The organism is Celeribacter sp. (assembly GCF_048266405.1).
Lineage (GTDB): Bacteria > Pseudomonadota > Alphaproteobacteria > Rhodobacterales > Rhodobacteraceae > Celeribacter.
In genome coordinates, this window is the sequence record NZ_JBLWZO010000006.1 from 68,150 (window position 1) to 89,158 (window position 21,009).

Annotated in this window: 21 protein-coding genes and 1 other RNA gene; 10 read left to right on the forward strand and 12 right to left on the reverse strand. The window is 56.8% G+C overall.

The window, feature by feature from the left end; translation table 11 throughout:
• Positions 1–52: 52 nt before the first annotated feature.
• Positions 53–568: a c-type cytochrome gene (locus ACN0TS_RS12460; RefSeq protein ID WP_417259686.1), complete on the reverse strand. Its 516-nt coding sequence runs from the start codon at positions 566–568 to the stop codon at positions 53–55.
• A 121-nt stretch (positions 569–689) separates the two neighbouring features.
• Here ACN0TS_RS12460 and ACN0TS_RS12465 point away from each other — a divergent pair, with 121 nt between their 5' ends.
• The gene (locus ACN0TS_RS12465; RefSeq protein ID WP_417259687.1) at positions 690–1,520 is read left to right on the forward strand and encodes a prephenate dehydratase; all 831 of its coding nucleotides are present in this window, start codon (positions 690–692) and stop codon (positions 1,518–1,520) included.
• 48 nt (positions 1,521–1,568) lie between these two features.
• On the opposite strand, the gene ACN0TS_RS12470 is transcribed toward ACN0TS_RS12465, so the two are convergent.
• Positions 1,569–2,042, reverse strand: a complete 474-nt coding sequence (locus ACN0TS_RS12470; protein WP_417259688.1) for an SRPBCC family protein — start codon at positions 2,040–2,042, stop codon at positions 1,569–1,571.
• Between the two features lie 39 nt (positions 2,043–2,081).
• Positions 2,082–3,050 (reverse strand): NAD(+) diphosphatase, encoded by a 969-nt coding sequence (gene nudC / locus ACN0TS_RS12475; protein ID WP_417259689.1) that lies wholly within the window; start codon positions 3,048–3,050, stop codon positions 2,082–2,084.
• Positions 3,051–3,403: 353 nt separating this feature from the next.
• Here nudC and ACN0TS_RS12480 point away from each other — a divergent pair, with 353 nt between their 5' ends.
• The 7 genes from ACN0TS_RS12480 to recR all read left to right on the forward strand — a co-directional run bounded on the left by ACN0TS_RS12480 (position 3,404) and on the right by recR (position 10,692).
• A complete protein-coding gene (locus ACN0TS_RS12480) occupies positions 3,404–5,314 on the forward strand; it encodes a bifunctional 2',3'-cyclic-nucleotide 2'-phosphodiesterase/3'-nucleotidase (RefSeq protein ID WP_417259690.1) in 1,911 nt (636 codons plus the stop codon).
• Between the two features lie 115 nt (positions 5,315–5,429).
• Positions 5,430–5,528, forward strand: an RNA gene (ffs, locus tag ACN0TS_RS12485) — signal recognition particle sRNA small type.
• Positions 5,529–5,605: 77 nt separating this feature from the next.
• Positions 5,606–6,649: a ribosome small subunit-dependent GTPase A gene (gene rsgA / locus ACN0TS_RS12490; RefSeq protein WP_417259691.1), complete on the forward strand. Its 1,044-nt coding sequence runs from the start codon at positions 5,606–5,608 to the stop codon at positions 6,647–6,649.
• 60 nt (positions 6,650–6,709) lie between these two features.
• Positions 6,710–8,482, forward strand: a complete 1,773-nt coding sequence (locus ACN0TS_RS12495; protein ID WP_417259692.1) for a DNA polymerase III subunit gamma/tau — start codon at positions 6,710–6,712, stop codon at positions 8,480–8,482.
• A 29-nt stretch (positions 8,483–8,511) separates the two neighbouring features.
• Positions 8,512–9,714 carry a hypothetical protein gene (locus ACN0TS_RS12500; protein WP_417259693.1) on the forward strand — a complete coding sequence of 401 codons (1,203 nt, stop codon included), beginning with the start codon at positions 8,512–8,514 and terminating at the stop codon, positions 9,712–9,714.
• A 25-nt stretch (positions 9,715–9,739) separates the two neighbouring features.
• Entirely contained in the window at positions 9,740–10,084 is a 345-nt protein-coding gene (locus ACN0TS_RS12505; RefSeq protein WP_417259694.1) for a YbaB/EbfC family nucleoid-associated protein, read from the forward strand.
• Between the two features lie 53 nt (positions 10,085–10,137).
• Positions 10,138–10,692, forward strand: coding sequence for a recombination mediator RecR (recR, locus tag ACN0TS_RS12510; RefSeq protein WP_417259805.1), 555 nt, complete (start codon positions 10,138–10,140; stop codon positions 10,690–10,692).
• Positions 10,693–10,772: 80 nt separating this feature from the next.
• Here the strand turns inward: recR and ACN0TS_RS12515 are convergent, their stop codons facing one another.
• Positions 10,773–11,522, reverse strand: a complete 750-nt coding sequence (locus ACN0TS_RS12515) for a DUF1013 domain-containing protein (protein WP_417259695.1) — start codon at positions 11,520–11,522, stop codon at positions 10,773–10,775.
• Positions 11,523–11,661: 139 nt separating this feature from the next.
• Between ACN0TS_RS12515 and ACN0TS_RS12520 the strand changes: the two genes are divergently transcribed.
• On the forward strand, positions 11,662–12,303 hold the full coding sequence (locus ACN0TS_RS12520; protein WP_417259696.1) for a ribonuclease T2 family protein: 642 nt from the start codon (positions 11,662–11,664) through the stop codon (positions 12,301–12,303).
• A gap of 5 nt (positions 12,304–12,308) precedes the next feature.
• Here ACN0TS_RS12520 and ACN0TS_RS12525 read toward each other — a convergent pair whose 3' ends face one another.
• Both ACN0TS_RS12525 and ACN0TS_RS12530 read right to left on the reverse strand, forming a co-directional pair.
• The gene (locus ACN0TS_RS12525; protein WP_417259697.1) at positions 12,309–13,295 is read right to left on the reverse strand and encodes an NAD(P)H-quinone oxidoreductase; all 987 of its coding nucleotides are present in this window, start codon (positions 13,293–13,295) and stop codon (positions 12,309–12,311) included.
• Positions 13,296–13,316: 21 nt separating this feature from the next.
• Positions 13,317–14,009: a COQ9 family protein gene (locus tag ACN0TS_RS12530; protein WP_417259698.1), complete on the reverse strand. Its 693-nt coding sequence runs from the start codon at positions 14,007–14,009 to the stop codon at positions 13,317–13,319.
• Positions 14,010–14,121: 112 nt separating this feature from the next.
• Here ACN0TS_RS12530 and rpsU point away from each other — a divergent pair, with 112 nt between their 5' ends.
• Positions 14,122–14,328: a 30S ribosomal protein S21 gene (gene rpsU, locus ACN0TS_RS12535; RefSeq protein ID WP_058263026.1), complete on the forward strand. Its 207-nt coding sequence runs from the start codon at positions 14,122–14,124 to the stop codon at positions 14,326–14,328.
• 193 nt (positions 14,329–14,521) lie between these two features.
• Here the strand turns inward: rpsU and ACN0TS_RS12540 are convergent, their stop codons facing one another.
• The 6 genes from ACN0TS_RS12540 to mscL form a co-directional block, all read right to left on the reverse strand.
• Positions 14,522–16,552 (reverse strand): DEAD/DEAH box helicase, encoded by a 2,031-nt coding sequence (locus ACN0TS_RS12540; RefSeq protein ID WP_417259699.1) that lies wholly within the window; start codon positions 16,550–16,552, stop codon positions 14,522–14,524.
• 100 nt (positions 16,553–16,652) lie between these two features.
• On the reverse strand, positions 16,653–17,012 hold the full coding sequence (locus ACN0TS_RS12545) for a DUF779 domain-containing protein (protein ID WP_417259700.1): 360 nt from the start codon (positions 17,010–17,012) through the stop codon (positions 16,653–16,655).
• Positions 17,013–17,162: 150 nt separating this feature from the next.
• Positions 17,163–18,683, reverse strand: coding sequence for an aldehyde dehydrogenase (gene adh / locus ACN0TS_RS12550; RefSeq protein ID WP_417259701.1), 1,521 nt, complete (start codon positions 18,681–18,683; stop codon positions 17,163–17,165).
• A gap of 179 nt (positions 18,684–18,862) precedes the next feature.
• On the reverse strand, positions 18,863–19,813 hold the full coding sequence (locus tag ACN0TS_RS12555; RefSeq protein ID WP_417259702.1) for a GAF domain-containing protein: 951 nt from the start codon (positions 19,811–19,813) through the stop codon (positions 18,863–18,865).
• Between the two features lie 80 nt (positions 19,814–19,893).
• Complete coding sequence (locus tag ACN0TS_RS12560; RefSeq protein ID WP_417259703.1) at positions 19,894–20,352, reverse strand: Lrp/AsnC family transcriptional regulator; 459 nt, start codon at positions 20,350–20,352, stop codon at positions 19,894–19,896.
• Between the two features lie 206 nt (positions 20,353–20,558).
• The gene (gene mscL / locus ACN0TS_RS12565) at positions 20,559–20,990 is read right to left on the reverse strand and encodes a large conductance mechanosensitive channel protein MscL (protein WP_417259704.1); all 432 of its coding nucleotides are present in this window, start codon (positions 20,988–20,990) and stop codon (positions 20,559–20,561) included.
• Between the last annotated feature and the right edge of the window lie 19 nt (positions 20,991–21,009).

Below are 21,009 nucleotides of genomic sequence, written 5' to 3' on the forward strand. Positions count from 1 at the left end.
CCCCCACAGCAGGTGCTGCGAGGGCTTTTCAATGAGATCAACTTAGGGGCTATCAGTTCAAGGTCTGAAGATAGGCCACGAGGTTGGCGCGATCCTGAGGTTTGCTCAGACCGGCAAAGGACATTTTTGTGCCTGGTGCGTAGTTTTTTGGAGAGGTGAGAAACTCATCCAAATGCTCGGGCGTCCATGCGCCCTCCATACCTGCCAGAACATCAGAGTAACCGAAGTCACCAACGGATGCGATGTCACGATCGACAACACCATCGAGGTGGGGGCCGGTGCCGTTGGAGCCGTCCACTTTGTGACAGGCTTTACATTTGTTGAAGACTTTTTCGCCTTTAGCAACATCCGCAGAGGCCAGAAGCTCGGCGAAGGACACTTCGACCACGACTTCTTCTTCGGCTGGCTCATCGTCGCCCGTCGCAATGACATAGGCCTGAGCGTGCTCACCGTGGCCACCGCCACCGGAATGATAAATGGCGTCTGCGCCCCAATTGGCGAAGAGGAAGATCAAGAGCGTTCCGCAGATACCGCCGACGATCTTAGTAAGGGTCATAGTGTTGAACATGTCGCGTTCCGTTTTGGTGCATGGGTCGCGCGTTATCTATCCGTTTCCACCACCACTTTTCAAGGTATAAGACCTGCGACCAATAAACATTCCGTACAAACCAGATCGAAAAGGGACGAAAATGACAAAACGCATAGCATTCCAAGGGGAAATGGGCGCTTATTCGCACCAAGCCTGTCGGGATGCCCGTCCCGATTTCGAGCCTCTACCCTGCCCTTCCTTCGAAGATGCCATAGAAGCGGTCCGGACCGGCAAGGCCGATTTGGGTATGATTGCGGTTGAAAACTCAACTTACGGGCGGGTGCAGGACGTCTACCACCTGCTCCCTGAGTCGGGCCTGCACATCATTGACGAGACCTTTGTGCGCGTTCATGTGAATTTGCTTGGCGTTCCTGGCGCCAAAACCGAAGACGTGCGCGAAGTGCGCGCCATGTCTGTTCTGTTGGGGCAGGCGCGTGGCTTCATATCCGAACACGGTCTCAAAACCCGCAATTGGTCTGATAACGCCGCCGCAGCCCGCGCTGTCGCTGAGGAAGGCAATCCCGCCATCGGGGCCTTTGCGTCCGAACTGGCTGGTGAAATCTTTGGTCTCGACCTTTTGGAACGCCACATCGAGGATCACCAACTAAACACCACACGCTTTCTCATCATGTCGCGTGAAGCCGATCACTCGCGTCGCGCCGACAAGATGGTCACCGCCTTTATGTTTCGAGTGCGCAACATTCCCGCCGCGCTTTATAAGGCAATGGGCGGCTTTGCCACGAACGGCGTCAACATGACAAAACTGGAAAGCTACATGGTCGACGGAACGTTCTCCGCCACCCAGTTTTACGCCGACATCGAAGGCCACCCAGACGACGAAAACGTGCGTCTGGCACTCGATGAATTGAGCTATTTCACAGAGATGGTGGAAATTCTGGGGGTTTATCCCGCAGATCCACGGCGCAAATAAGCACGAGTAGGTACATTGTGGCGGGAGCCGACCTCGGCACCCGCCACCTTACGCCATGCGTGTTTTGTCGTAATCTTCGCGAATAGTGCTACAGAACTGTCCGATTTTGCGTTCATATCGCCGATCAAGCGTGCCTTTGGCGAATTTGATCGATTGCACAAGAATACGGGCCGACAAGGTCTGAGGCTTGACGTCAAAGGTCATCGCCAGTCTGGTCCGTTTCGGACTCAAAGCAACGAGATCGACAACAAGTACCATATCGAGGCCATCAGACTTCGCATTCACCGCAAGCCCGCTTGGCGCAGAAAATGCGACGACATCGGCCTCAAGATCGCGAGTCTTTCCGCGAAAAGGGACTTTCATCGTCCAACCTGCCCCAACGCCTCGGGACTGGGCAGGGTCTTTGCGGGCCACTTCGATGCCCCGACGCATGGCCTGACGCTCAAGCGCCTCAAAATTTGAAATACGTTCAAAAACATATTCTGCTGGGGCGTCGATGTCTTTATGCGTCGAGAACTTCATACTGTCCCACCTCATTAAACTGTTCGCCAGAATATCCGATTATTCAATCTCGTCCGCAAGCCACTTCATCAGAAGAAAATGTGCAATTGCGCCTTTTCGTGCAGCTTTGAGAGTCGGGTGCCCGCCAGCCATAGCCAAGGCCACATCCTCGCGCGTTACCCACATGGCATCTTGCAACTCTGCGGGATCAATCGTGATCTCACAGCTTGTTGCCTTTGCGGTGCAACCCAGCATCAAAGACGCAGGAAACGGCCACGGCTGCGAGGCCACATAGGAAACCTCGGACACCGAAATCCCCGATTCCTCAAGGACCTCGCGGCGCACAGCGGCCTCGATCGGCTCACCAGGCTCAACAAACCCCGCGAGCAAGGAATACATCCCCTCAGGCCAATTTTCATTGCGCCCCAAAAGAACCGAATTCGCACGAGTCACCAACATGATCACAACAGGATCTGTACGTGGATAATGAGGCGCGCCGCAAGCAGGGCAGTCTCTCTGCCATCCGCCCTGCGTCATGTTGCTTTTAGCTCCGCACGCAGCACAAAATCCGTGGCGGTTATGCCATTCCAACAATCCACGCGCGGTCGACGCAATCTCTGCCTCCCACGCGGACAATAGGGTCATCACCGAGCGCAATTCGCAAAAAGCTCGTCCCGACAGGCCGTCCACACGTTGCTGCGACGGATCAAGAAACCCCTCTTGCAACGGCTCAAGCGCATGAACATCCCACGCCTCAGTCACGTCCACCGCAAAGATCGCGCCGCCAGCGTCATCGACACCCAAGAAAATGGCATCACGCGCCAATCCCGCCACTTTAGGATCTTTTGTATCCAGGTAAGCCAACCCGCCCGTGTCGTGGCAAAACGGTTTGTACGACCAAAGAGGCAAAACGCGTGAGCCGTCTTTCTCCCAAAGGCTTGCCGCCTCAGCCCGCTGTAGTGCCGCGCGGTCCAACGTGCCTGCGCCCAAAGTAACGGCTTGATTTGGCCTACCTATTGTCGTGATCACGCTCGCACACCTCGCCGATTGGCCTGTCAAAGTTTTTCAAATTTCCGTCTTGTGCAAATCGCACCCACGGCATGGCGTCAAGGAGAACACTCGCAAAATCGGTCCTTTGTTTAGTCGACGCGACTGCTTCCGAAACAGCTCTCAACCGCAAGCTCTCCCTAAAGTTGTTTCCGTTGCGTCAATACCCCTTAAAAGTTTTGTTGCACACAATTTCCCTGTTATAGTTTCCTGATAGATCATGTGATTGTAGTTGCTGCCCGCACACCAAGACGGGCCCACAGACACGTGACCTGAAACGTTACGCAAGAATTCAAACCCGTGACTCACCGTCCGGTCTGCTAGCAGGAGCCGCCGTGAATCATCGCCATATATTTTCCGATACGGCCTGTGTAGGACAGGCGCATCTGCGGATTATGAGCACCACCGACCTGCACATGCAGATCTACCCCTATGACTATTACGGGGATCACACGACAGATACCGTCGGGCTTGCCCGCACCGCCGCACACATCGTGGCAGGGCGCGAACAGGCAGCCAACAGCGTTCTGGTGGACAATGGCGACTTTCTTCAAGGCACTCCAATGGGTGATTTCGTTGCCGCTGATCGAAACAATGGGCGGACCAAACCCCACCCGATGATCACCGCCATGAACACGCTTGGTTACGATGTCGGGACAGTCGGGAACCATGAATTCAACTACGGATTGGACTACCTCAAGTGGGTGACATCAGGGGCGACCTTCCCGATGATCTCTGCCAATCTCATCGAATCACGTGGCGACGCTCCGCTTGACGACACACCCGTATTGCCGCCTTTCGTCATCCTTGATCGCGATATCACTGATGGCAGCGGAGCCCTTCACAAGCTCAAGATCGGCTTTCTCGGACTGCTCCCACCACAAATCATGACATGGGATCGCCCTCATCTCGAGGGCAAAGTCACCACCCGTGACATCATGCAAACCGCCCGCGCCTATGTGCCCCATATGAAGAAGCTCGGCGCGGACATCATAGTGCTCTTGTGTCACTCTGGCATAGACAGTGCGCACGAATATGATGGCATGGAAAATGCTGCCATCCCCCTAGCACAGATCGAGGGCGTTGACGCTTTGGTCACGGGGCACCTACACATGGTGTTCCCTTCCCCCCAATTTGATCACATCGACGCCGTCGACAGCCGCCGAGGACTGATCAACGGCAAACCCGCTGTGATGGCTGGCACAGGCGGTTCACATCTTGGCCTCATTGATTTGCTGATCGAGCGCAAAGACGGGACATGGACCGTCATCGGCTCCCGCGTCGAAGCCCGTCCGATCTATGAGCGTGACAAAACAGGCGCGGCTATTCCCTTGGTCGACAGTGTCACCGAAGTCCTTGACGCCGTTGAACCCGATCACCTCAATACGTTGGAATTTGCGCGACGCGCCGTTGGCCAGACCGCTGGCCCGCTCCATTCCTATTTCTCTCTGATTTCCACGGACCGCTCAATGGAATTGATCGCGGAGGCGCAGCGCAGATATGTCATCGATGCCCTCGCAGGAACCGAATACGCAAACTTTCCCGTGCTCGCTGCTGTTTCGCCTCTCAAGTCGGGGGGGCGTGGTGGTCCCGAAAACTATAGTTCGGTCCCCGCAGGCATTTTGGCGATGAAGAACGTTGCGGACCTCTATCCTTTTCCGAACAGGATTTGCGCTGTTCGCATTACAGGAGAGCACGTGCTCAACTGGCTCGAACGCGCAAGCACCGTGTTCAACCGCATCACACCCAGCACACGTGACCAAATGCTGCGCAGCCCCTTGGCCCCCGCCTATTTGTTCGATGTGCTTTTTGGCGTGACCTATCAAATTGATCTGTCACAGCCCGCCCGATTTGATAGCGCCGGAAATCTGGTGGACCCTTCTGCCCATCGCATCCGCAACCTGTCCTTTAATGGTACTCCCGTCACCGACTCCATGGAGTTCATTGTCGTGACCAGTGACTACCGCGCCAATGGGGGCGGCAGATTCCCGGGCGCGGACGGGTCCACTGTGATCTTCGAAGGCCACGATCTCAGCATCGACATTTTAACACGCCACATTCGCACGTATGGCGTAGTCGCGGAAAAGAGCCCCCCAAACTGGTCCTTTGCCCCTCTTGGCGGCACTCCCGTCATTTTTGAAACGGCAACCGCCGCACAGCAACATCTCCACGAGTTGGCGCATCTCAATGTAAAAGACGTGGTCAAAAGCGCCTCAGGATTCGCGCAAATCAAACTGGTTTTGTGAGGCGCACCCCCTGTGAAAGCCCTATAGCCATTGGCCCCGCGCCTTTGGAAGGCTTAGTCGATCACCATGGCGCGTTTCTCTTGCCATTTCATCGCCTCCACCCTATATCCCCATGCGAGAGGTTGGCGCGGGCAAGCTCCTCGCCAACTCGGTCAGGTCCGGAAGGAAGCAGCCGTAACGAGGCCCGTTTGGGTCGTTGTCCAGCCTCTCACCTAATCTCCCTACATCCGCGCCCCTTGCCGTATCGGTCGAGACGGGCAATATAGGCGCTATGTTCATGAGTTCACTCAAATGACACCAAACCTGAAGCGCCTTGGCTGGTCGCAATACTTCACCGCGCAGATGAGCGTGGAGGAGATCGAAACACTTACCCCCGTGCGCATTTCCGAAGTGCGTCGCCGCAACATCATCGCCCTCACAGCTGAGCTTGATCGCTTGGAGCTGGCGCTAACGGGTGATCTGGTCGCGTCCGATTTCGCGGTGGGTGATTTTGCCCTGACAGACGGCGAGAAAATCGTGCGCCTTCTAGACCGCAAAACAGTGATCTCGCGCAAGTCTGCGGGCGTCACGTCACAAACCCAACTCATCGCGGCCAACATCGACACGCTGTTCATCACTACCTCATGCAACGACGACTTCAATGAAGCGCGTCTGGAACGCTACCTCGCCATCGCCATTGAGGCCGAAACGCATCCCGTCATTATCATCACCAAAGCCGATAGGCCCGAAAGAGGCAGCGCCGACGACTATGTTACGCGCGCCAAGGTTATCTATGCCCCCGCCGATGTGATCGCCCTGAACGCCAAAGATCCCGAAGCCTTCGGGGGCTTGAAATATTGGTGCGGCAAGGGTCAGACCCTTGCACTTGTCGGCTCCTCTGGTGTCGGGAAATCCACCATCGCACGCGGCCTCACAGGCCTCGACATTGAAATCGGCGACATCCGCGAAGATGACGCCAAAGGTCGCCATACAACCACCGCCCGCTCCATGCACCCGATGTTGGAGGGTGGCTGGCTCATCGACACCCCCGGAATGCGTGAACTGGCACTGCATGACGCGGCCGAAGGCATCGGCACCCTGTTCGAGGACATCACCGATCTGTCGACCACCTGCAAATTCTCCGACTGCGCCCATGACACCGAACCGGGATGCAAGGTCCGCGCAGCGATTGAAGATGGCACATTAGACATCGAACGCGTCGAGCGGTGGCGTAAATTGCGCGAGGAAGACGAGCGCAACTCCGAAACCGTCGCGGAAGCCCGCGATCGGGGCCGCAAATTCTCCAAAATGGCCAAGTCGGTTATGAAAGCCAAAAAGGCACGACGCGGCGAGTGAAACCCGCTTGCGGGGGGGGCTCTGCCCCCTTACCTTGAGCGGCGATAAGGGAGACTGCGCATGAGCGAGAACACCGACGGATATAAGGTCCTAGCACGCAAATACCGCCCAGAGACCTTCGCCGACTTGATCGGTCAGGACGCGATGGTGCGCACCCTCAAAAACGCCTTTGCCGCCGACCGCATCGCCCAAGCTTTCATCATGACGGGGATTCGCGGGACGGGGAAAACCACCACGGCACGGATCATCGCCAAGGGGCTCAACTGTATTGGGCCTGATGGCAAGGGCGGCTCTACCACCGAGCCTTGCGGGAAGTGCAAACCCTGCATCGGCATCAGTGAAGGTCGCTTCTTTGACGTTCTGGAAATTGACGCTGCCTCCTCAACAGGTGTCGACAATATCCGTGAGCTGAACTCAATGGCGCGCACCCGCCCCGCCGAAGGGCGCTATAAGATCTTCATCATCGATGAGGTTCACATGCTCTCGACCGCCGCGTTCAACGCGCTGCTCAAAACCCTCGAAGAGCCAATGGCCCATACCAAATTCATCATGGCGACCACGGAAATCCGCAAGGTGCCCGTCACGGTTCTGTCGCGCTGTCAGCGCTTTGATCTACGGCGCATTGAGCCCGAGGTGATGATGGCCCACCTTGCCTCTATCGCCGAGAAAGAAGGCTCGGACGTGGCGCAAGACGCCCTTGCCCTCATTACCCGCGCGGCCGAAGGCTCCGTCCGCGACGCTCTATCTCTCTTGGACCAAGCCATCTCGCATGGCGCAGGTGAAACCACCGTAGATCAGGTCCGCGCCATGCTTGGCCTTGCGGATCGTGGCCGTGTGCTTGATCTGTTCGACATGATAATGGCGGGCGATGCGGCAGCCGCCCTCGAAGAACTCAGCGGGCAATATGCCGACGGGGCCGACCCGCTCGCCGTGCTACGCGATCTGGCGGACATAACCCACTGGGTATCGGTGATCAAAATCACGCCAAACGCCGCTGACGACCCGACCATTTCACCCGATGAACGCGCAAGAGGACTGGCCCTGTCCGAAAAGCTACCCATGCGCGTTCTATCGCGGATGTGGCAAATGCTGCTCAAAGCCCTCGAAGAAGTTGCAGCAGCTCCCAACGCCATGATGGCCGCCGAAATGGCGATCATTCGCCTCACTCATGTGGCTGATCTACCCATGCCCGAGGATTTGGTGCGCAAACTCAACGAGCAAAATCCCCCTCCACGCCCCCCTGTTGGTCCCGCAGGAGGTGCGCCCTCCGGTGGTGGAGGTGGCAATTCGACATCTGCACAGGGCAGCGCCCCCGCAGGCGGTTCAGGTGGCATGACCCATGCCCCGACCATGTCAGCACAAGCCGCCCCCGCTCAAGCGCCCGACGCGGGCCTCGCCAAATATGCGCGGTTCGAGGACGTCGTCGAGTTGATCGGCTACCACCGCGATATGAAGCTCAAGATCGACGTGGAAAATCACGTGCGTTTGGCAAGCTACAAACCTGGTCGGATCGAATTTGAACCCGTCGGGGATGCGCCCGCTGATCTTGCATCTCGTCTATCGAGCCGCTTGCAGTCCTTTACAGGGCACCGTTGGGGCGTGTCGATTGCCACCGCCCCCGAAGGCACAAAAACCCTGCGCGAATTGATGGATGCCGACCGCCTCGCTCTTGAGGCCGCCGCCAAAAGTCACCCGATGGTTGCGAAGGTATTCGAGCTGTTCCCCGACGCCAAAATCGCGGACATCCGCACGCCCGAAAAGATCGCCGCCCAAGCCGCATCTGAAGCGCTCGAAGAAGTCGAAGACGAATGGGATCCGTTCGAAGAGGATTGATCTCCGCGGACCGCTCACGAAAGGGCATCATGCACGCACTCGCAGACACACATCAGCTCGTCAAAGACGGCGTTATTACGCCAGACCAAGCCGCGCAGATCGAAGATCGTGCGCGTGACACAATGATGCGGATGGTCATCAATATTATCCTGACGGGCGGTATTTTCGCGTCGACAATCGGTCTCATTGCCTTTCTCGCAGACGCGCGATCTGTGGCCGGCCTTGGCGCAGGTCTTTTGCTTCTCGGAGCTTTGATCCTGAACCGTAAGAGCGATAGCCTGTCCATGTTTGGTCAGGCGGCAACCCTCATCGGCGCAGGCATGTTGATCGGTGGCTTTGGGACGGAACTATTCCTCTATCACGAGCCGATTGCAGGACCTGCGGCATCGATCGCGGGCATCGTGGTGGCCCTGCCCGCCGCATGGATATTTCGTCGCCCCACGCATCATCCGTTTATTATCGGTGCCATCTTCATCATGGGCGTCGCCCTGCACCTTGCGGGATGCGCCTTTTGGCTCGACCAAGCCGAAATGGTGGGATGGTCCAAGGCGTTGTTCCTATTATACGGCGCAGTTGCAATCGCGGCATCCGGGCTCTTTGTCGATGTGCGTTTCATCACCGCCCTCGCGATTATCCCCTTCGCACAAATCCTTGATGCAAACACACGATATTATCACGCGGCTTATGCATTTTACTCCAAAGAATCGACGCTCTCCATTCTGCAAATGTCAGGCTTGATTGTTCTTGCCCTGCTCACGCGCAACCGTTGGGGTGACCGCGTCGGACGGCATATAACCCTGCTCGCGATAATTGCCTTTATCGTCGCCAACATGTGCGCCCTTGTCGGCTCGCTTTGGGGCGATGTTGTCGGCGAGAGCCTTTGGGGCCAGCATACCTATTGGCAGAATTACCCCGATTACGAGACAGCTCAAGCCGCACGTGAAGCCTTTGAAGCCACGACCTTGGTGATTTCCGAACAGGCCTATGCTATTCTTTGGGCCTTGGCTCTTGTGGCAGTTGCGGCCTTCGCCGCGCATCGCGGTTTGCGCGGTCTGCTCAACACTGCGGTGACCTTCGGGGCCATCCATGCCTACACTCAAATGTTCGAAAGCTATGCCGACCAACCCTTGGCCTATGTCATCGCGGGGCTCACTGCGATCCCCTTGGCATGGGCAATGTGGCGTCTCAATACATGGCTGGCCTTGAGAACCAACACTACGACGCGTATCTAACGCTTAACCGTACAGGAGACACGATATGTTCAAAGGACTTGGCAATCTCGGCGATATGGCCGGCATGATGAAAAAAGCCAAAGAAATGCAGCAGCAAATGGCTGACCTGCAAGAGAAAATGGACGACATGACAGTCGTGGGTGAAAGCGGCGCAGGTTTGGTCAAAGCCACCTCCACCGTCAAAGGTCAGCTGACAGCGCTCGAAATCGACCCCTCGATCTTTAACCCCGACGAGAAAGAAGTGGTTGAGGATCTCATCCTTGCCGCGATCAAAGACGCACAGGCCAAAGCCTCCGAGCGCGCCCAATCAGAAATGGCACAAGTGACCGAGGGTCTTGGCCTGCCCGCTGATTTCAAAATGCCGTTCTGAGGCTGCTTGAGGTGGGGGACGCGACACAGGACATCGAAGATCTGATTGACCTCATGGCACGGCTTCCGGGCCTTGGTCCGCGTTCGGCACGCCGTGCGGTTCTCCACCTGATCAAAAAACGCAGCCGCCTCATGGCCCCCCTCGCCACCGCCATGCAAGGCGTGGCCGACAGCGCGCGTGAATGCCTGCAATGCGGAAACATCTGCACCTCTGACATTTGCGACATCTGCACATCTGGCAAACGCGCCAACGGCGAAATCTGCGTGGTCGAGGATGTTGCCGACCTCTGGGCAATGGAACGCGCAAACGTCTTTGGCGGGCGCTACCACGTTCTTGGCGGGACACTGTCCGCACTGGATGCTATCGGCCCCGAGGACTTACGCATCCCTGCCCTTGTCCGCCGAGTCGCAGACGAACAGATCACCGAAGTAATCCTCGCGCTCAACGCCACAGTCGACGGCCAAACAACCGCCCACTACATCGCGGACCAACTGTCCGACCGCTGCGCCGTAACCTCACTGGCCCAAGGCGTGCCTATCGGTGGCGAACTTGACTATCTTGATGACGGAACAATCACAGCCGCATTAAGAGCGCGCAAAGGAATCTAACCCGAGGCCAAACACTAAACACAGAAAAGCCCGCCAAATTGGCGGGCTTTGCGCATTTCAGGACCATGCCCGTTTAGGCATCAATCGTCGTCGCCCTCGTCATCATCTTTGTCGGGCAGGTTGAAGAAACTGTCAGCATCAGGGACAGGAGCTTCTTTGTCTTCGTCGTCGATATCACGCGACAGGGAGAAGGCTTCGAGACCCGAAATAGCCGTCGGCATTTTTGGCTCGGCGCTCATACCCAAGGATTGCTCTGTAGAGAGCAGCTTGCGACGTTCGTCATCGGTCATCGCGGCGCCATCGGCAGCCCGTTTCGCGGCGGCTTTTTGCACAGCGGCGTCAAGCTCGGTCTGCTTACACAGACCCAAGGCAACAGGGTCAATCGGCTGCATGTTGGCAATGTTCCAGTGGGTGCGTTCACGGATCGACTGGATTGTCGGTTTGGTCGTGCCAACGAGCTTGGCAATCTGGGAATCAGCCAATTCAGGGTGGAATTTAACGAGCCACAGGATCGAGTTGGGGCGGTCTTGGCGCTTTGACAACGGCGTGTAGCGTGGGCCACGGCGTTTTTCCTCGCCAGACGCAGCAGGGTTGAACTTCAGCTTCAACTTCTGCGCAGGGTTCTCTTCAGCAGATTTGATCTCGTCTGCGGTCAACTGGTTGTTTGCGATCGGATCAAATCCTTTCACACCCGCAGCCACATCACCATCAGCGATGCCCTGAACCTCAAGCTCGTGAAGACCACAAAAGTCAGCGATCTGTTTAAAGCTCAGCGTCGTGTTGTCGACGAGCCAAACGGCGGTGGCTTTCGCCATAATTGGTTTTGCCATGGAATACTCTCCTTGCGATGCCTGTGCCCCGAACAGAACTTCTCCGTCGCCTGAAAAGGCTTTCCCACTTTGGGGACGTATCCGTTGTAAGGGAACTTGGGCGGTGTATAGTGCGGAAATTGCGTAAGGGGAAGAGAAAATGAGTAAACGATTGGTAACGGCTCTGACGTTGGCCGTATCTACGTTTGGACTGGCCGCATGGGCCGACGGTGAGACCGCAGGCGACTTTGACTACTACGTCTTGTCATTGTCGTGGTCTCCGACGTGGTGCGCCCTTGAAGGTGACGCTCGCAATTCTCCGCAATGCGACCGCGAGCTTGGATGGGTTTTGCACGGGCTCTGGCCCCAATACGAAGACGGTTGGCCCTCCTATTGTCACAGTCCTGTGCGCGATCCCTCTCGCAGCCAGACCGCTGCAATGGAAGACATCATGGGGACTGCTGGAGCCGCGTGGTATCAGTGGAAAAAACACGGGCGCTGCTCTGGCCTAGAGGCACAAGAGTACCTTGACCTGTCGCGTGCCGCCTATGAAAAGATCAAACGCCCGTCGGCCTTTATGAAACTACCGCACGACATCAAAGTGCCCGCCTCGGTTATTGAAGAGGCCTTCATGAACGTGAACGAGGGATTGGACGCCAACGAGATCACGGTGACGTGCAAAGATTATCGTATACAAGAGGTGCGCGTGTGCATGACCCCCGATCTGGAACCGCGCAAATGTGGACAAGATACGATCCGCGATTGCACGCTCACCGACGCCCTTTTGCAGGACATCGAATAGCGCCCTCAAATCTCAAGTACGATTTTCCCGATGTGTGCGCCGTTTTCCATGTGGGCGTGGGCGGCACTTGCATCCGCCAACGCATAGCGACTGTCTATCACGGGAGCGACGCGACCCGATGCAATCAGGGGCCAGACTTTGGCACGCAACGCCTCGGCAATCCGCGCCTTTTGCGCGTCGGATTGCGGGCGCAAGGTCGAGCCAGTCAGCGTCAGACGCCGCATCATAACAGCGGCAAAATTCAACTCCGCCTTTGAGCCTTGCAAAAAGGCTATATTGACGAGCCGCCCTTCCATCGCCAACGCCCTGACATTGCGCGGAATGTAGTCACCGCCGACCATATCGAGGATCAGGTTGGCACCGCCCTCCCCCTTCATCACATCGACGAAATCTTCGTTGCGGTAATTGATCGCGCGTTCGGCTCCGAGGTCCACACAGGCCGCGCATTTCTCGCCAGACCCTGCCGTTGCAAAAACTCGCGCACCAAAAGCTCGGGCCAATTGGATCGCGGTCGTGCCAATGCCCGAAGAGCCGCCGTGCACCAAAAACCGCTCGCCCGCTTGCAGCCCACCGCGCTCGAATACGTTCGACCAGACCGTAAAAAACGTCTCAGGTAGACAAGCGGCTTGTTCAAGAGACAGCCCCGTTGGAACGGGTAACGCATGTGCCGCTGGAGTCGCCACATATTCGGCATAGCCACCGCCGGGCAAAAGCGCACAAACCTGATCGCCCACGACCCACATCGACACCGATGCGCCCACGGCCACCACTTCGCCCGCCGCTTCCAACCCGGGTAAATCAGATGCGCCCGCAGGAGGATTGTAGAGCCCTGCCCGCTGCAATGCATCGGGACGGTTTACGCCCGCATAGGCCACCTTGATCACGATCTCATCGGCGCGCGGCACAGGCACAGGGCGCGAGCAAAGGCGCAGCACATCAGGGCCACCCGCCTGTGAAATTTCTACAGCGCGCATGGTGGTGGGAAGGCTCATAGGATTCTCCGGTGTCTCGAATTAGTCGGCACGTGTGCCAGGGATATCGTCACGACCAACGCCCGCAGGGGCCTTGATCGTACCAAGGATCGCATTGGGCAGTGCAAAAAGCGCCGAGAGTGCCTTGTTATCGCGCACCGTGGCCTTGGCCTTTTCGATCTGCATCACGTTGGCGATACGACGGTCGATAAAGGCGCGGGTTTCGGCGAAATCCTCGCTGTCATCTCCAAGCCAGAACAGCACGGAGGAGGCAAAAACCCCCGAAAGCGTGGCGCGTTTCGTGTACCAATTCACATCGCGCGACGTATCGCCCATCGCATTCCAAATCGCATCGCTCGTTTCCCAAAGCAACTTGGTCCCCTCAGGCGCATAGTGCGGCAAGGAAAAGAGCGACATGCCACGGCGCACGACCTCACGATCAACGGCCTGCAATCGCAACCACACAGCATGACCGATCCGATCAGAAAACCGCATCGCGCCCAGATCGGCATCCGCAAGCGCCGCGAGCATCGCGCGGTCGCCGCGCTTGTGATAGGCCGCAGCCAAATCAACAGCACCGCGCGGCGCAGACACGTTGGCCAAAGCCTCTGAAATCCCCGAATCAGCGACTGCCGCCTTGAACGTCTCGGCCCCCCATCCGTCGAAAACCACGTGCGGAAGCGCCGCATCGAGCAATTTTTCACGCGTTGGGTCGAGATAAGCGGTGGTTTGCATCGGATCAGTCCTTTTTGGAGATAGGGACATAGTAGACAAGGAAGTACCACTTTGCTATATGGCGACTTCCTGCAATTCATGCAAATCTAACTTAGGAAGGTGGTGACACCACATGCAGGTTAGCGTTCGTGATAACAACGTCGATCAGGCACTCCGTGCTCTGAAGAAAAAACTTCAACGCGAAGGCGTTTTTCGTGAAATGAAGCTCAAGCAACATTTCGAAAAGCCCTCCGTCAAGAAGGCACGCGAGAAAGCTGAAGCCGTACGGCGTGCTCGCAAGTTGGCTCGTAAAAAAGCTCAACGCGAAGGTATGCTCTAAGAGCTAAAGCCGTTCGATGTTAGAACGGTCCGATGCACGCAAGTGCTAGGACATAAAAGATTACAAACCCCCGCACCCTTTTGGGTTGCGGGGGTTTTGTTTTGCATGTGGCAAAGGCGCAGGAAGGTGGACACGAAAAAGGCGGCCCGACCCAAGATCAAACCGCCCTCAACCGTGTCGCAATATTTCGCGCCTATTTCTTACGTGTCAGAACCGCGTCGCCGCCCTTTGGGCCGCCTTTAGGCGCAGCGCCCTTACGGTGGGGCTTTTTACCCGAGCCAGTTTTGTCGAACTTGCCTGCGGGCTTACCACCTTTGGGCTTTCCTGCGGGTTTTCCAGCAGGCTTGCCACCTGTGGATTTGTAATCGCCGCCTGCCCCTGCGGGTTTTGGTTTGCCCTTATACTTGCTTGCAGGCTTGTCCTTGCGCGGCTTCGCAGGCGCATGAACGGTGTCATCACGCTCCTTACGCGCAGGTTTTTCAAACTTGTCGTATTTCGGCTTGTCGCCACGAGGTTTGTCGTATGACGGCTTATCCCCGCGCGGCTTGTCAAACTTGGGCTTACCATAGCTCGGCTTATTGCCACGTGGCTTGCCGCTGTGTCCGTCAAAGCGCGCTTTGGGTGAGCGCGGCCCACCAGAACTGAACGTCGGCGTGCCCTCAACAGCGCGCGCCGTCACACCGTCCTCAAGCTCACCACCTGCGCCAAGCTGTTTCATGAAATCAGGGAAAGCGGCCTCTTGGAGTTCCACGAAGGTTTCCGTGTTTTCCATTTTGATCTTGCCGATTTTAGATTTGTCGATGTTCCCCGCACGGCACAACAGTGGCAAAAGCCACCGTGGCTCGGCATTTTTGTCGCGCCCGACAGACAGCGCAATCCATTTAGACGGGCCAAAGGTCTCGCGGATGTCTTTTTGCGGGCGCCCACCGGTATGGACATTGATCTCTTCGGGCGCGGAAAGACCCGCACGATAGAGACGCAAGCAGGCCGCAGCAACTTGTTCGGGGCTGAACTTCTCAAGCAAGGTCGCCGCAAATGCCGTTTCGGTTTCCGTCAACTCTTCGGTCCATGCCGCGTCCTCGATCAGACGGGTCTCGTCGAGTGCCAGAATTTCTTCGGCAGTGGGCGCGCCACGCCATTCGGCGTCAATCTTGGCCCATTTCAAAAGGCGCTGCGCCTTCTTCGCGACATTGTCAGGCGCGATCAGAACGGATGTACCCTTGCGCCCCGCACGGCCAGTACGGCCAGAACGGTGCAACAAACCTTCGGTGTTGGTTGGAATATCAGCGTGGATCACAAGTTCGAGGTTGGGCAGGTCAATGCCGCGAGCCGCAACGTCCGTGGCGACACAAACACGCGCACGTCCATCACGAAGCGCTTGCAATGCATGACTACGCTCGTCCTGAGACAACTCACCCGACAGGCTCACAACCGAGAACCCACGGTTGGCAAAACGAGCAGTCAGACGCGCCACGGCGGCGCGGGTATTGGCGAACACAATCGAGGTCTGACTGTCGTGAAAGCGCAACAGGTTGATGATCGCGTGCTCGGCATCGCGCGGAGCACATTGGATCACTTGGTAGGAAATATCGGCGTGTTGATCGCGGTCGGACACAGTCGAAATCCGCACCGCATCGCGTTGGAAATTCGTCGCGATCTGGCTAATCGACTTGGATACCGTTGCCGAAAACATCAAGGTGCGACGGTCTTTTGGACATTCGCTAAGCATGAACTCGAGGTCTTCACGGAAACCCAGATCGAGCATCTCGTCCGCCTCATCAAGGATCACAGCACGGATGTCGTCGAGGTCAAGTGCGCGGCGCATGATGTGATCGCGCAAACGTCCAGGTGTGCCAACAACGATATGTGCGCCACGTTCCAAGGCGCGGCGCTCTGTGCGTGCGTCCATGCCACCAATACAGGTCACAACCTTGGCCCCTGTTTTGGCATAAAGCCATTCAAGTTCGCGGGCGACCTGCATCGCCAACTCACGGGTCGGCGCAATTGCGAGCGCGAGTGGTGCCGCAGCGGGACCAAAACGAATCTCGTCGCCCAAAAGCGTTTTCGCAATGGCGAGACCAAAGCCAACCGTCTTACCCGACCCCGTCTGAGCCGAGACAAGCAGGTCGGCCTGTTCCAATTCGGGAGCCGTAACAGCGGTTTGTACATCGGTCAAAGTGTCGTAACCGCGCTCGGAAAGCGCGTCAGAGAGGGGCGTAATCATGTGGGAATGTCCAATCGGCGCGCAGGTAGTCTGCGCAATTTTTGGCAAGTTAAAAGATTTTGCCGCGATTGTCCATTGCTGTCGCTCAAATGGGTAAACGCTACGCGCTCAATTGTGCATATTCCTCATCAGTGAACAGGCGCGATTTGGAGTGGAAACATCTGCCGCGCCCCGTATCGAGGGAAAAGCCCGCGCCGTTCCCATCGCCAGCGTCGAGGATCATTTGACTGTTGCGCCAAATCTCGAACAGGGTTTCTGAAATCCACACTGGTACCCCCGCAACATCGCCCAGATGGACATCGCGTGACCCGATCAGATAATCGCCCTCTTTGTAACACATCGGCGAGGAGCCATCGCAGCACCCACCCGATTGCACAAAAATCACATCGCCATGATCGGCGCGGATTTCGTCCAGAAGCGCCAAAGCGGCCTCGGTCGCAACAACACGATCAACAGTCATATCACATCCTCCAAATAAAAAGCGGTGGCCCGATGAAACAGGACCACCGCAAGTTGGGTCGAGACGCGCGGCTACGTACGGGGAGAAGACACCGCGCGTCTCATAGGGAGGGCGTCGAAACAGACACCCGAAACCAGATCAAAGAGGGGCTTAGAAGAAGCCCAGTTTGTTCGGGTTATAGGAGACGAGCATGTTTTTCGTCTGTTGATAGTGGTCGAGCATCATTTTGTGGTTTTCACGTCCAACGCCCGATTGCTTGTAACCACCGAAGGCCGCATGTGCCGGATAGGCGTGGTAGTTGTTGACCCAAACGCGCCCAGCCTGAATGTGGCGTCCAAAGCGGTAGCATGTATTCATGTCACGCGACCAAACGCCGGCACCGAGGCCATACATGGTGTCGTTTGCGATTTCCAAGGCTTCCTCTTCGGTTTTAAAGGTCGTCACAGACACAACTGGACCAAAGATTTCTTCTTGGAATACCCGCATTTTGTTGTGACCTTTGAGGATCGTAGGCTGAATGTAGAACCCGTCCGTCAGATCACCGTCAAAACGTGCAGCATCACCACCCGTCAGCACTTCAGCGCCCTCTTCACGACCAATCGTGAGGTAGGACAGGATTTTCTCCTGCTGCTCTTGCGAGGCCTGTGCGCCGACCATTGTGTTGATGTCGCGTGGATCGCCTTGTTTGATGGCTTTCACGCGGGCAATGCAGCGTTCCATGAACTCTTCGTAGATGTCTTCCTGAATAAGCGCACGGCTCGGGCAGGTGCAGACCTCGCCTTGGTTAAAGGCAAACAGAACGAAGCCTTCGACCGCTTTGTCGAGGAAAGCGTCATCTTCGCGCATCACGTCGGAGAAGAAGATGTTGGGGGATTTCCCACCAAGTTCCAACGTCACAGGAATAAGGTTCTCGGTGGCGTATTGCATGATCATGCGACCCGTGGCCGTCGAGCCTGTGAAGGCGATTTTGGCGATGCGTGGGGAACGCGCAAGCGGCGCACCAACTTCGGCGCCATAGCCGTTAACGATGTTAAGCGTGCCTGCGGGCAACACTTCGGAAATCAACTCGGCCAGAACCATGATCGCGGCAGGCGTCTGTTCGGCAGGCTTGAGCACGATACAGTTGCCCGCAGCCAATGCAGGTGCGATTTTCCACGCGGCCATCAGGATCGAGAAGTTCCACGGAATGATCTGACCGACAACGCCAAGTGGCTCATGGTAGTGGTAGGCAACGGTGTCTTCGTCGAGTTCGGACATCGTGCCTTCTTGACCGCGCAGCACAGATGCGAAGTAACGGAAGTGGTCAACGGCCAAAGGAATATCAGCCGCCATCGTTTCACGGATCGGCTTGCCGTTGTCCCATGTTTCCGCCGTCGCGATGAGTTCGAGGTTCTCCTCGATAACATCTGCAACTTTGAGCAAGAGGTTGGAGCGGTCGGTCGCGGAGCGTTTGCCCCATGCCTCTTTTGCAGCATGAGCGGCATCGAGAGCCAACTCGACATCAGCGGCGTCCGAACGCGCCACATCACAGACTTTTTGACCTGTGATCGGCGTGATGTTCTCGAAATACTTCCCATTCACAGGGGGCACGAATTTGCCGCCAATGAAGTTGTCGTATTTAGCCTTAAATGGATTGACGTATTTGCTGTCAGGTTTGGACTGAACGTTCATAGATTTTTCTCCTCCAAGAATGCCGGCGTCCTCCCGCCGGTATTCCAAGAGCATGCCAACCTGATTGGGGCTCAGTCAGCCCCCCCGACCTGTCCAACACGGCCAAAGTGTCTCACAGGTGAGACACTTCGAGACAGATTGCATGCGCAAACAAGCAGATCGTGGAGAAATCTAGGGCGTCAAGTCACCTCGATGCCGAGGCGACTCATGCGGCGGTAGAGCGTCGCACGTCCGATTCCAAGCTCACGCGCCGCCGCCGAGAGATTGCCGCCAGAGCGCGCGATGGCACGTTTAAGCGCGGCGCGTTCAGCCCGCTCCAAGGCGGACGCAGTGGTGTCGCGCCCCAAGACATCCGAGGCAGGACGCGGTGTAAGAGCGCCTCCCTGTCCCAAATCGAACACACGCCGTGCTGCACGGGTCGCCCCGACAATGATGTCATCGCTATCCACGGCCAGTAAAACCGCGCCTTCGGGGCGCTCTTCGGGTGAGGTGACAATACGGGCCTTGGGAAAGGCCGCGCGGAAGGCTTCGGTTTCGATCTGCTTGGCGGTCTGTGCCACGACCCCCGAGATCAGCCGCGTATAGGCCTCCGTCTGATCAGCTCGACAGGACGACACATCAAGCGCCGCAATCAACTCACCATCAGGGCCAAAAATCGGCGCGTCCATGCAGGACATTACAGTGTTACGGCTCAGGAAATGTTCGTCTCGGTGGATAGTGAGCTGACGGGCTTCAGCGATACACGTCCCGATCCCGTTGGTGCCTTCGGCTCTCTCCGACCAATCAGCGCCATACCATAGGCCCCATTTGTCAAAAGTCGCGGCATCCCCATCAGAGGAGCGCAGATCAAGCACAACACCCTCACGATCGGTCAGCAACACGCAACAGCCCGTTTGGCCCACCATCTGGAACAGGTGATCAAGTTTCGGGGTGGCCAGCTCCATGAAAGAGCCCATGCTGTCACGACGTTTATCAACCTCGCTACGTTCATACCGTCGCGGGGCGTGGCTCAGTGTCGGATCAAGGCCATGCTTGTTGATGGACCGTCGCCAACTCGCCGTCAGGCGCGATCCAACAGATCCCGATTCGACGGCGGAAATGACATTATCTGCGTGCTTTAGTCGTCTCATTGACTGCGTCCTCCCAAAACGACAGCAACGTTCATACCACGAATGTGTGTATTTTCACAAACTCGACAACCTGCGTCTCCTCACACAGGCAGGGCCGTGGTTTTGAAAACCGTGCGCATTGCAAAGGAAGATTGCATTTTTTGAACTCCGGGAAGGCGTACCAGTTGACGGTGAACAAGCGCGAAATGTTCCGTGTCAGCAGCTACAACTTTGAGCATGTAATCCGCTGAGCCTGCCATCAGGTGACACTCCAACACATCCTCGACCAAGGCCACCGCCCGCTCGAACTCATCGAGCGTTTCATCTGCCTGACTGTCGAGTGTGACCTCAACAAACACCGTCGCGCGGCGATCCACATGACGCGGGTCGATCATCGCGGCGTAATCCCGGATGACACCCTCCGCCTCCATACGCTGCACGCGGCGGTGACAGGCCGAAGACGAGACATTGGCCTGCACAGCCAAATCTGCGTTTGAGATGCGGCCATTGCGCTGCAAAATGCGCAAGATACGGCGATCTGTATCGTCCAATGTCGTCATGATGGCAGATTATCCCGAACTAACCCAAGTTACGGGAGAGTGTTCCACAGCATCTTTATCGGCGCAAGCGCGACGGAAATCCTCGTCGCCCCCGTATGATAAGATGTATCCCCCAAGTCGTGGCATCCCTGCCACGCAAAAGGCCCGCCGGAGCAATCCGACGGGCCTCTTTTCACTACCACGCAGCATTGCGCGGATAATGTCACTTATTTCTTCGCAAGCGAATCGCGAATTTCAAGCAATACGTCGAGTTCCGATGGACCCGCAGGCGCTTCTGGAGCGGCCTCAACAGGCTTTTCTGCCGCTGCTTTGATTTTGTTGACATAGCGCACAAGCATGAACACCACGAATGCGATGATCAGGAAGTTGATAATTGCCATGATGAACGAGCCATAGGCGAAAATCGCAGCGCCACTTTCGCGAGCGTCCGCAAGAGCCGTGCCGGCGGCGACGTCACCCGACAGCACAATGTATTTGTTCGCAAAGTCGATGCCGCCCATGAACAAACCGATGAACGGGTTGATCAGGTCGTCGACCAAGGATTTCACGATCGCGGTGAAGGCCGCACCGATGATGATACCAACAGCCATGTCCATGACATTGCCCTTGGCGATGAAGTCTTTGAATTCTTTCAACATGGAAAATTCCCCACTCTAG